Raw genomic sequence first — 12758 nt, forward strand, 5'->3', positions numbered from 1 at the left:
TACCGTAGCCGGGGTCATAGAGTGATCCGCTCTATGCGAACGGCAAAAAAATGACGCCGAACGCCCGTTTTAGGCGGTAAAACCCAACGGCTTTCTCGGGAAACTTCAATAATATTGCACCCGGTGAGCAGAATTGACCCAACAAAAAATCACAAAAGCCGGAACCGCGCGGCTGTGATCCGGGTTAAAAAAGATACCGGATCCGAATCAACCAGGCAATCATAAACATTAAGCAAATATTTTACTTTCAAACAATGGCAACAATTAAACCCTACCGGGCTCTAAGGCCTGATAAAGAACTGGCAAAAGAAGTGGCTTCCAGACCCTACGACGTGATGAACAGCGAAGAAGCCAGGGAAGCAGTAAACGGAAATCCACATTCATTTTTGCATGTGACCCGCGCTGAGGTTGATCTCCCGGCTGGTATTGACGTACACAGCGACGAAGTCTACCAAAAGGCCAAGGAAAACCTGGAAAAATTCAGACAGGACGGAACCCTTTTCCTGGAGGAAAAACCCTGCTATTATATCTACCGGCTGATCATGAATGGCCGCAGTCAGACAGGACTGGTCTGCCTTTCATCCGTCGATGACTACTTTAACGATATCATCAAAAAACACGAATTCACCCGCCCGGAAAAGGAAAAAGACCGCATCGACCATATGCGTACCATTAAGGCGCAAACGGGCAAAGTGTTCCTGGCTTATAATAACGTCCCCGAATTAGATGCCATCATCAATGGATGGAAAGAGGACCATCAGCCCGACAATGATTTTACCGCCGATGATGATATCCGCCATACCGTATGGGTAGTGGATTCAGCGGACACGATCTCTTCAATAACCGCTCTTTTTGAACAAAAAGTTCCCGCAACTTATATTGCTGACGGTCACCACAGAGCCGCTTCGGCCGCAAAAGTGAGCCAGGCTCTGCCCGACAGCGAGGAAGCCCGTTATTTTCTGACGGTCATATTCCCTGCAGACGAGCTGGCAATCCTGGATTATAACCGCCTGGTCAGGGATCTGAACGGACATAGCACCGACGAATTTTTAAAAGCCCTTGAAGCAGATTTCGAAGTAACTTCTTCAGACATTGCAGTAAAACCGGCTCAACTGCATGAGTTTGGCATGTACCTGGACGGGAAATGGTATCGCCTCAACAGCCGCCCCGGCACTTATTCAGATGATCCGATAGGCGTGCTGGACGTAACTATCCTGGCAAATAATGTTTTGAATAAACACCTGGGCATTCAGGATCAGCGGACCGACAAACGAATCGATTTTGTGGGTGGGATACGCGGACTCGGAGAACTGGTAAAACGCGTGGACAGCGGAGAGATGAAAGTAGCTTTCAGTCTCTACCCGGTCACCATTCAGCAATTATTTGATATTGCCGACAGCGGAAACGTAATGCCGCCAAAAAGCACCTGGTTTGAGCCCAAGCTCCGCGATGGATTACTCACTCATTTGTTATAATGCAGGTTTCATCAGCCTTGGGTTGCCGGCTCAACAAACTGCTGCAGCCACTTCCTCGCGCCTGCGCCAAAGAATTGTTATAAAAACCAAATTCGTACCGACAGAGTTACTTTAACATAATTTTGTTTCCGATATTTACGCCGTTGCGGGAATATTCGCGCCCTGCTCATAAATTATCGGCATTTGTTTAATTTTATGCTGAGGGCTTGGACTTACATTTTAAAAAAACTATCAATGAAAAGAATTTTTGGAGTCGCTTTATTTTTAACAGGATGTCTTTTCGTGTCTGCCCAGGGCGATATTGCTTCCATGCGCGATAATGCACGGAAGTTCATGCAGTCTGGCGATATGAACAATGCAGTACTGGTTTTAACTAAAGCACTGGAAGCCGACAGGAACAATACCGCTGTTCAAAAAGACCTTGTACTGGCTTATTTTTACAATAAAGAATACACGAAAGCACTTGAACTGGTCAAGCCACTTTTAGAACGCCCCGACGCTGACGTGCAGAGTTTCCAGTTAGCGGGGAACCTCTACAAAGTACTTGAGCAGCCTAAAGAAGCAGAAAGGAATTATAAGGAAGGACTCAAAAGATTTCCGGATAGCGGTCCGCTTCACAACGAATTTGGAGAACTACTGGAACAAATGAAGAACCCAAGCGCAGCCATTGCCCAGTGGGAAAAAGGAATGGAAGTAGCTCCGTCCTATGGCGCCAACTATTACAATGCGGCTTTTCACTACTTCAACCGCGGCGATGACAAGGTTTGGGCGATCATCTACGGAGAGATTTATGCCAACATGGAAAGCCTGAACCCCAAGGCCAATATTGCCAAAAAAATGGTACTGGATGCTTACAAACAGAAATTGTTCGCGTCCAGCAACCTGGCTAAGGATGCTACAAACATCAAGAATGATTTCGCCAGGGCTGTCGTTGAAACTTTCGCCAGGCAATCCAATATATCGGCGCAGGGCCTTACCCCCGAAACCCTGGCCATGATCAGGACCCGCTTTGTGTTGGATTGGAATAATACCTATGCAAAAAAATTTCCGTTCAGGTTGTTTGATTACCACCAGCAACTGATGAAAGATGGTTTATTTGACGCTTACAACCAGTGGATGTTTGGCCCGGTCGACAATGTAGCAGCCTTTGAAAACTGGGTGCATACAAACCAGGAGGCCTATGACAAGTTCACCAAGTTCCACACTTCCAGGATTTTTAAAATGCCGAAAAACGAGGTGTATTCCGCGGGTAAATAGGATATCTTTCATTTGTTTTCCGAAGGACCGATCTGATCGGGATGAAAGACACCGATTTTGCGATTAACATTTTCTTTCTTAAATTGTATTGATTCTGCGGCAGTTCGCGAAATTGCCGGGGCGGACGAGGTACAAATACCATCCGTTACCGGAAAGCCGGTGTAGTTAACTAATAAAATGGTTGTTGTGCATGGATTTTCCTGATTACAGATTATTTGATGCGGTTGAATATCAACTGAAGAATTTTCCGAAAGCGGATATGCTTGCGGCTAAGGTGAACGGGGCCTGGAAGACCTATTCCACAGAGGAGGTTAGTTCGATCGTGAATGGCATGTCCGCCGGACTGCTGGACCTTGGTATCAGTGGCAGGGATTTCACGGCTGAAAGCAGCGACAAGATCGCGATGATCAGCAACAACCGTCCCGAATGGATCTTTGCCGATCTGGCGGTGCAGCAGATCGGTGCTGTGCTGGTGCCGCTTTATCCAACAACCAACCCGCATGAACTGGCATTTATCCTGAACGAATCGCAGGCCAAGTATATTTTTGTAAGTAACCACGACCTGCTGGAGAAAATCAGAGAAATAAAAAGTGAATTCCTGCACGGTATCTTTACATTCGACAAGATCGATGGCTTTACGCATTATACAGAACTGGTTGCGAGAGCCACGGCAGAAACCCTTCAGCAGGTAGAACAGATTCGGAAGACCATACCCAACTACCATACGACGACCATAATTTATACATCCGGTACAACTGGCGTTCCGAAAGGGGTCATGTTGAGCCATGCCAATATTGTAAGCAATGTATTTTTCTCTAAAGATAGTTTTCCCTTTCCCGATCAGCCACAGACCCGCGTACTCAGCTTTCTGCCGCTGAACCATATTTTTGAAAAGATGGTAACCTACATCTATCTTTTCAGTGGCATCAGTGTATATTATGCCGAGAGCCTGGAAACGATTGGTGATAATTTGCGGGAACTGCAGCCAAACGGATTTAGCACGGTCCCGCGCCTGCTGGAAAAAGTGTATGAAAGAATTATTTCTAAAGGGAGGGAATTAAAAGGAATCAAGAAAGCTATTTTTTTTGGCAGTGTGGCACTGGCCCGAAAATATGACAATCGAAAAAAAGGCAGCTTCATTTACGAATTTCTCCTGAAGATGGCCAGGAAACTTGTATTCAGCAAATGGAAAGAAGCGCTGGGAGGCCGCATTGAATTTATTGTTACGGGTGGCGCTGCCGCATCTGAAAAACTTCTCAGGATATTCAACGCCGCTGAAATACCTATTTATGAGGGTTATGGCCCCACTGAACACAGCCCTGTGATTGCGGTCAACAGGAAAGCATCGGACGGCATGTATTTTGGAACGGTGGGTCCGCCCATCAACGGTGTGGAAGTCAAACTGGCCCCTGATGGCGAGATCCTGGCCAGAAGCCCAAGTATCATGCAGGGGTATTACAAGCGCCCCGACCTGACTGCAGATGCGGTGAAAGACGGTTGGCTCTATACCGGGGATATTGGTATTTGGGTGGAAGACAGGTTCCTGAAGATCACCGACCGGAAAAAAGAACTATTTAAAACCAGCGGGGGAAAATATGTCGCACCACAACCCATCGAAAATAAGATGAAGGAAAGCCGGCATATTGAACAGATCATTGTTGTGGGCGATGGACGTAAGTTTGTAGGCGCCCTGATAGTACCCTCATTTGTGGCGGTGAAGGAATGGTTAATGGAGCGCTATCCAAATGAACAGTTCACCCACGAACAATTAGCTGCGCATCCCGAAGTAAATAAACTGATCGGTTCCATCATCGAACACTACAACAAAAATTTCAACCACGTAGAGCAGGTTAAGAAATTTGTGTTGCTACCCCACGAATGGACGGTAGCCGGTGGCGAAATGACGCCCAAACTCAGCCTGCGGCGAAAAGTAGTGCTTGATAAATACCGCAATGAGATTGAAAAACTGTATAGCTGAGGTATATTTCTACTCAGAAATCTCTAAAATCCCATTTACCCCTGAAAGGTCTGGACCGCATGAGATTGGCATAAGCGTCATCAAACTCCTCCCTGCCGGGGTTCCAACTGAGCGGCCTTTGTAACTCATAAGTGATATTTACGATATTGCAGACCGTAGCAGTCCGGTGCCCCGTTTCTACATCACAGATGGGCATGCTTCTCTTCTTAATGGCATTGATCCAGTCCTGATAGTGATTATCCGAGAAATAAACTCTTTTTTCTTTAGAGCTAAATGAATGTTTCACCAGGTGCTCCGGCGAGCTCCGGAGAAACTCGCGGCTCACTTCAATCTTCCCTTCTGTACCCTGAAACCGGATTGCGTTGCCCTCTCCCCATTTGGTATGATAGACCTTTACTCCTTCGGGATACTCAAAATACAAACCAAATTTGGCCTGCGGATCTGCAGGTGGTACAAACTTAACCGGTCCTGAACGGTCCTTATCAAGCGCCCACTGCACGATGTCAAACATGTGTGCGCCCCAATCCGTAATATAGCCGCCGCCAAAATCGCGGTAACCCCGCCACCACGCCCATTTATCATCCTCGATGGGCGGCGCCAGCGTGGGATTATAACCCCGGTACAGCGACGGACCGATCCATTGATCCCAATCCAGGTACTCGGGTGCCGGCATCGAAGGCAGATCACACTGGCTGACAGGCTCACCGACCGAAACATATGCAGCTTCCAGTTTACCGATATGCCCGTTCCGGATCAGTTCTACCGCCTGCCTGAAATTAAACCAGGACCGCTGCATACTGCCCGTCTGAAAAACCCGCTTGTATTTCCGGGTGGCCTGAACCATGGCCCGGCCTTCAGCGATCGTGAGTGACATGGGTTTTTCGCAATAGATATCTTTGCCGGCCTTTGCTGCATCTACCGCCATTTGGGCATGCCAGTGATCCGGCGACGCGATAACTACGGCATCGATATCCTTGTTTTCCAGCAACTCCCTGTAATAATGGTGCCCCTTTACCTGTGTGTTGGGCGACTTGGATGAATTTGCTTTCGCGGCGCTGCTGAGAAAACGAGCCAGCTTTTTTGAATCCACATCGCAAGCGGCCAGTACGACGGTTTCTTTGCAACCGTTGATAGAACCTAAAAGGCCGAGGCTCTGCTTACCTGTACCGATGTAGCCCAGGTTGATCCGGTCACTTGGCGCGATAATCCTGGAGTCACCCATGCCACCCAGTACCTGGCGCGGCAGGATGGTAGCCGCAATGGCACCCTTGGTTGTTTGTCCAATAAATGTTCTTCTTTTCATATGGTGTTTATTATTTATTTAGAAATACTACAATAATGTATTCACCGGCGTCAGATCCATATCTGAAAACTGTTTGTTTTCACCGGCCATGCCCCAGATAAAACCGTAATTGGTGGTACCACAACCGTAGTGACCGCTCCAGGGCGGGGATATCACCGCATCATTATTCTTCATGATGATGTGACGGGTTTGCTGAGGTTGACCCATCATATGAAACATCCGTTGTTCCTCCGGAAGATCGAAGTAAAAATAGATTTCCGTCCTGCGGGTATGCGTATGAGGGGGCACGGAATTCCACACACTGCCGGGTTCCAGCACTGTGAGACCCATAACGAGTTGACAACTCTGAATGCCATCATCATGGATGTATTTGTAGATGGTGCGTTTGTTGGATGTAAGCAGATCGCCCAGCTCAACCGGCGAGGCCTGTTTCCTGGTAAATTTGGTTGTCGGATATTCCTTGTGTGCGGGCGCTGAGAGCAGGTAGAACAAAGCGGCTTCTTTCTTGCCCTTGCTGGCAAAGCTAACCCGTTTGCTGCCGCGACCGACATACAGGCATTCCAGTTTGTCCAAATCATATTTCTTACCGTCAACAGTCACAACGCCGCTGCCGCCCACGTTAATGATTCCTAATTCCCTGCGCTGCAAAAAGAAATCCGATTTCAGTTCATCTTCATTTTTCAGCAACACGATTTTTCCTACAGGCCTGGTGCCACCGATGATCATCCGGTCATAGTGGCTGTAGACCAGCGTCAGCTTGTTTTCCTGCATCAGGTTTTCCACTAAAAAATTCTCACGAAGCTGTTCCGTGTTCATGGTCTTCGTTTCATTCGGACTATTACAAAATCTAATTTCCATCCTGGAAGGTCCCCTTCATTTCCAGAAGGGCATTGGTTTTACTTGATTAATAATTTTACTACCAGAAAGGATGCCGCAGCAGTAACTCAAGATCAACTTTTCTACACAGCCTCACGTTTACCTGGCCATCCAGCCTCCGTCAACAAAAAGTATCGTGCCGTTTACATAATCAGAAGCTTTCGAGGCCAGAAACACTGTCGGTCCCTTAAAATCTTCCGGGACTCCCCAGCGGCCCACCGGGATCCGGTCGAGGATCGCTTTGCTCCTTTCCGGATCTTCGCGCAGCGCTTGAGTATTATTGGTGGCAATATAACCCGGCGCAATACCATTTACACATACACCTTTACTGCCCCATTCATTTCCGAAGGCCCTCACGAGGCCGGCTACGCCCGACTTAGACGCCGTGTAACCCGGCACATTGATTCCGCCCTGGAAGCTCAGCAATGAACAGGTGAAGATTATTTTGCCTCCACCCTTTTCAATCATGTGCCTGCCAAATTCCCGCCCCAATAAAAACTGGGCATTCAGATTGACATCGATCACTTTATCCCAGTACTCATCCGGGTGTTCGGCGGCAGGTTTACGAAGGATCATTCCCGCATTATTCACCAGAATATCGATACGTTCATTTTCTTCCAGTACTTTTTTAATAAGGGCATAGATCTGACCCCGGTCAGAAAGATCTGTCGGGTAATAAGAAAACTTTCTTCCCAATGCTTCAATAAGTCCCCTGGTGGCGCTACTATCATCCTTCCGCGAAGCGCCTACAATATCCGCGCCCGCCTCCGCAAGTGCAACGGCCATCGCCTGGCCCAGACCGGTGTCGCACCCCGTTACAAGGGCTGTCTTTCCATGCAAGTCAAATAATGACTGAACCATCATCGTTATTCTAAGAATTTATATTTTTTCGTTTTATATCAATTCGCACCGGTTTTCCGAGCAGAATAGTTTTTTTCACCAACCGGTTTCTTTTTATCCTTATTCCACGTGCTTTGATCTCCCTTCAATCTTCGCGCTGCATTACCCATGACAACGCCGGAAATTTTTTGCCTTAAGCTTCCAGGTTAAACCCGAAATAGTTGTTCGCGTTATGGAAACAAATATCCTGGATAACCTTCCCGATCCAGTTTAAGTCGTTGGGAAGTTCGCCATTTTCAACTTCACTACCAAAAAGATTACATAATATTCTCCGGAAATATTCGTGACGGGGATAAGAAAGAAAGCTCCTGGAATCAGTAAGCATACCAATGAAGCGACTTAACAGCCCCATATTGGAAAGCGTATTCATCTGTTTGATCATACCGTCCTTTTGATCTAAGAACCACCATCCGCTTCCCCATTGCATCTTGCCTCGCAAAGAGCCGTCGTTGAAATTGCCAATCATGGTGGCAAACAGTTCATTGTCCGACGGGTTGAGGTTATATAAAATAGTTTTGGTGAGCTTATCCCGGTCGATCAAGCCACCCAGGAATCTGGAAAGGGCTGGCCCCTGGCGATAATCGCCAATCGAGTCCCACCCCGTATCGGGACCTAACTGACGCATGGCCCTGAGGTTATTATTGCGCATCGCACCGAGATGAAATTGCTGAACCCAACCTTTTTCATGATCCCATTCCGCGAAAATAACCAGCATGGCCGACCGGAACTTATCTTGTTCTTCCCGGGTCAGCGCGCTTCCACCCCGGATTTTGTCAAAGATCCTGCTGATCTCCGCGTCCGTATATTCTTCTGCATACAATTGTTCCAAACCATGGTCGGAAACTTTGCAGCCCATGGAAGCAAAGAAATCATGACGGTTCTTCAACGCATCCAGAAAACTTGAAAAACCCGATATATCCTGGCTAGAAGCCTTTTCGAGCTTTGCCAGGTAACTATTGAAATTTCCCGCGTTGGTCACGTTCATTGCCGCATCTGGTCTCCAGGCAGGCAGTACGGGAATTTCAAAACCATCCTCTTTGATCTTGCTGTGATGCTCCAGTGAATCCACCGGGTCGTCGGTGGTGCAGGCCATCTTCACATTCATTTTCCGCATCAGGTTCCTGACACTATACTCAGGTGTCTGCAATTTTCCGGTACAATCTTCATAAATTCTCATAGCCGATTCCCGGTCCAGGATATCATGAATACCAAAATAACGCTGCAACTCCAGGTGCGTCCAATGATACAGAGGGTTCCTGAGGGTGTAAGGAACGGTTTCCGCCCATTTCAGGAACTTTTCAATATCGGGCTGGCCGCCGGTACAATAACTTTCATCTACCCCGTTAGTTCGCATAGCGCGCCATTTATAATGATCGCCGTAAAGCCAGACCTGGCTAAGGTTGTCGAATTGCCTGTCGGCTGCGATCTGGTCCGGGGGTAGATGGCAATGATAATCGATAATAGGCATCGGTGCCGCAAATTCATGATACAGCGTCTCAGCAGTTTTGGTTTCAAGTAAAAAATTTTCATCCAGAAAATTCTTTACAACATTAAGTGGTTCCATAATTTGAAAATATTCTTAATATAAATAAATGTTTCCCCGTATCCTTCCACCGGCAGTCCAAACCTCCATCCCCGGCCATGGCTATGCCGCAACGCCCGTCAACAAAGCGATTCCTGTCCGGGGCGCCCTAGTTTAGTCGAAACGAGCGATTCGGTCGGGAGGTTCTCCTTTGCGACCGGTTCATTGGGGCAGGCGTCTTGCATGTTTTAACAAGAATGCAACCCATTCCCTCGCCCCCTTATAATTCTCATACTCCAGTGGTAACTTACGTCCGTCCACGTATTCGTTATATATCCATGGGTCCCCCAGCACAAAAACCATTCCTTTACCGTATCCGGCAGTGGCGATATAATCTTTCCCTTCCCTGCTGACAATAGCTGTCGCAGGCTTTCTCACGGTCAGAGAGCTAACCTCTTTGGTATATAATTTCTTCGCATTTTTAAAAATAGGGTTATCAGGTTCGATGTACAACGCTCCCTGCTCATAATGATCCCCTTTAACCATTAGCTGGTCATCATCGTTGAATCGGACACCAAATTTCTCGGCCAGCAGGTTAAACTTCTGCAGCTCAGCATTCCCATGATTGTTGCCTAACAGCACCAATACGCCTCCCTGCCTGACCCAATCTGCTATAACCCTCGCGTTGCTCTCGTCCATGTAATTAGGATGAGCCGTCTCCTTATCGGTATCCGGATCTACTATAATATACACCGACGCATTTTTCAACTGTTCCTTTCCGCTTTTAGAAACCGGTGCGGATTTCATCGTGGAAATTTTAGCACCAAATTGCTGAAAGATATTACCCAGGAAGTAAAAACCGTTGTTATCTCTCTCTTCCCAAACGTAATGGAATGGGATGAGTTTACCGGACGGTCCTTTGATCCATTCGTTGTTGTAATAGTTATCCAAAACCACGTTGCGGCCTTTGCCCAGGGAGACAAAGGGCAACATTTCTATTTCATTGGCGGCAAGTATAAAAGCACCCATGCCTTTAGGATCATCCCGGACAAACTTCTCGCTCATATAATAATCGAAACTCCCGTCTCGGTAGGGTTTGCCGCCCAAACCGGAAACAGATACGGATCCTTCCAGATGTAGAAATCCATCCTTGTCCGTCGACAATTTGTTTTTCACCAACCCGTCAAACGCTTTCTTAGCGTTCGCTGCAAACTTTTGCGGCAGGTATCCCATCCTCGCACCTTTGGCAAGCGTATAAGCCATCATGGCGGAAGCTGAAGACTCCGTGTAATTCGGTTTGCGGTTTGGCAGATCAACAATATCATACCAAAGCCCCGTACCTGTATCCTGATATTTTACCATCGCATTCGCCAAGCGGTTGAGGATATCGATGATTTGTTTTCTGCCCGGATGATCCGGCGGGAAATAATCCAGCGCATCTACCATGGCCATACCATACCAGCCGAGCGATCGGCCCCAGAAATGCGGCGACTGACCCGTCTTTTTATCCGCCCATTGTTGCTGACGCGATTCATCATAACCATGGTATAGCAATCCGGTTCTGGGGTCGCGCGTGCGTTTCTCCATCAACACAAACTGACGCGTCACATCATTAAAGATGGTGTCTTCGCCAAAAACCTGTGCATATTCCGCGTAAAAGGGCTGAACCATATACAGTCCGTCCAGCCACATCTGGTTAGGGTATATTTTTTTATGCCAGAATCCGCTCTCACTGGTCCGAGGGTGTTTCCTGAGCTGGTTGCGCAAAAGCTCCACCGCCCTTTTGTATTTTTCTTTATTGGTTACCCGATAAAGCATTAACAGCAACTTGCCGTTATTCACGTGATCGATATTGTAAGAATCCGCATCGTGATCTACAATGCTTCCGTCCTGGGCAACATGATCGTCTATTTGCTTTTGAATGTAATTAAACCATCTTGGATCACCTGTAGCCAGCCATAACCCTTCTATCCCTTTCAGGATCACGCCCTGATCGTAACTCCAACTGGCCTTATTGCCAGGCGCCACGGAAAAAGAATCGGGCCAGATATGCATCACTGTTTGAGACATCCTTGCCGCGTAAGAAACAGGCTGAGAGCCCGCCGGGCTGACGAAGAGTGGCCCAGTGTTCTGCCCCCATGAAACTATGGCAAGTGCTATGCAGACAGTTACTCCAGATATTTTTTTTATCATGATCGTTTTGAAAATAACTAATCCTGTTAAACGCTACAATATACTTTGAATTCCCTGAGCGGGCAAGCGGAGCGGCAAAATTATTTACGCAAACGTTTTACGTGGGCTTATTTAATCACCGTGAACCAGTCCACATCCATAAACCCTGCGCCAGTTATGCTCGATTCACAGGTAGCGAACAGCCCCATTTTGTGGTGAAGCGGCATCACTTCATCCTAAAGTTTAAAAAGAGGGCTGCCGCACAGGACAGCCCCTCAATCAGCGTTGGTTTATAGAATGCAGTTGCTATCTGGTCAGAACCTGAAATTCAATTCCGTCCTGATCATAGCGTCCGTATATTCCAATTGATTGAAGCGATTCTTAGTTCCTAAATAAGTAAAGGCGGGGGCATTGGTGATAATATTTACTTCCGGCTGGCAATACATCGCAAATTTATTTACTACAAGTTTACTGAAACTAAACCATATTATCCGGCAGGCGTATAAGTATATTTACGAAATCGTTGGCGTAGATTCCATAGGTTGGATGAAAACTATTATAATATGATAAACCCTATCGATTTTTGATGGGCACAAAAAAACCTGCTACCATCGTAACAGGTCTGTAAGTTAACTGCTTAAGCCCTTTCCATATCAGACGCCTTTTTCCGGAAAAAATTTTATGTTTCCGGTAACGGAGTATTTCGAGGGCTGTGCTGCAGGTGTGTATAGCGTTTTCAGGTCGAAATCGCGAAAGAGTAACCGGCAGATTACCAGTCCTGCTTTGCTAACCCGGCTTTAATAGCTGCAAGCGCTTTCGCCTCGCCTAACAGGGCAGTAAGCTTGTTTCCTTTACCATCGTGCCCCTTGGCAATATATCCTCCCTTAGCAGTTTTTGAAATAACGGCGTCCAGGATCGGGACATTTTTTTCCTTTGTCTTTACGTTGTAGGCTGTGAGTGATACATTCTCCATCTTCAAGAGTTTAAATTAAAAAAATGAAAATAAGCCTTTTTCCCTGCATTGCTTGTAAAATATATCGTAAATTGATTAAATACCAGGCTATTAACAATATCGAAAAGGTTTTATGTCTGGCTACAACCAAATTCTTATCAAATTAAGTCACTGATAATAAACGTTTTATATATAAACGAACATGCCATGTGTCGAACACCACTGGCATTTAGTTTTTTTTAACATAAAGTCCCCAAATGACCGTCGGGGGGGCATTTGCACCTGATTTCACCCGGTTTTAGCTACATACAGGCAGATCACTT

Annotated in this window: 9 protein-coding genes; 3 read left to right on the forward strand and 6 right to left on the reverse strand. The window is 46.8% G+C overall.

The features are described from left to right. The first annotated feature begins 254 nt into the window (after positions 1-254). The 3 genes from AC3WS5_RS10935 to AC3WS5_RS10945 all read left to right on the forward strand — a co-directional run bounded on the left by AC3WS5_RS10935 (position 255) and on the right by AC3WS5_RS10945 (position 4710). Entirely contained in the window at positions 255-1475 is a 1221-nt protein-coding gene (locus AC3WS5_RS10935) for a DUF1015 domain-containing protein (protein WP_492467410.1), read from the forward strand. Positions 1476-1709: 234 nt separating this feature from the next. Next, positions 1710-2732: a tetratricopeptide repeat protein gene (locus AC3WS5_RS10940; RefSeq protein ID WP_492467411.1), complete on the forward strand. Its 1023-nt coding sequence runs from the start codon at positions 1710-1712 to the stop codon at positions 2730-2732. Positions 2733-2922: 190 nt separating this feature from the next. After that, positions 2923-4710 (forward strand): AMP-dependent synthetase/ligase, encoded by a 1788-nt coding sequence (locus tag AC3WS5_RS10945; RefSeq protein ID WP_492467412.1) that lies wholly within the window; start codon positions 2923-2925, stop codon positions 4708-4710. 13 nt (positions 4711-4723) lie between these two features. Here the strand turns inward: AC3WS5_RS10945 and AC3WS5_RS10950 are convergent, their stop codons facing one another. From AC3WS5_RS10950 to AC3WS5_RS10975, 6 genes are all read right to left on the reverse strand, one after another. Beyond that, positions 4724-6013 (reverse strand): Gfo/Idh/MocA family protein, encoded by a 1290-nt coding sequence (locus tag AC3WS5_RS10950; protein WP_492467413.1) that lies wholly within the window; start codon positions 6011-6013, stop codon positions 4724-4726. A 27-nt stretch (positions 6014-6040) separates the two neighbouring features. Beyond that, positions 6041-6871, reverse strand: coding sequence for a 5-dehydro-4-deoxy-D-glucuronate isomerase (kduI, locus tag AC3WS5_RS10955; protein ID WP_492467414.1), 831 nt, complete (start codon positions 6869-6871; stop codon positions 6041-6043). 117 nt (positions 6872-6988) lie between these two features. Further along, positions 6989-7753 (reverse strand): 2-dehydro-3-deoxy-D-gluconate 5-dehydrogenase KduD, encoded by a 765-nt coding sequence (kduD, locus tag AC3WS5_RS10960; protein WP_492467415.1) that lies wholly within the window; start codon positions 7751-7753, stop codon positions 6989-6991. Between the two features lie 169 nt (positions 7754-7922). Then, positions 7923-9353, reverse strand: coding sequence for a glucuronate isomerase (uxaC, locus tag AC3WS5_RS10965; RefSeq protein ID WP_492467416.1), 1431 nt, complete (start codon positions 9351-9353; stop codon positions 7923-7925). Positions 9354-9533: 180 nt separating this feature from the next. After that, positions 9534-11381 carry a DUF4350 domain-containing protein gene (locus AC3WS5_RS10970; protein ID WP_492467417.1) on the reverse strand — a complete coding sequence of 616 codons (1848 nt, stop codon included), beginning with the start codon at positions 11379-11381 and terminating at the stop codon, positions 9534-9536. Between the two features lie 871 nt (positions 11382-12252). After that, the gene (locus tag AC3WS5_RS10975) at positions 12253-12456 is read right to left on the reverse strand and encodes a hypothetical protein (protein WP_492467418.1); all 204 of its coding nucleotides are present in this window, start codon (positions 12454-12456) and stop codon (positions 12253-12255) included. Positions 12457-12758: the final 302 nt, after the last annotated feature.

The sequence above is a fragment of the Niabella sp. CPT15-335-S11 genome (assembly GCF_058792415.1).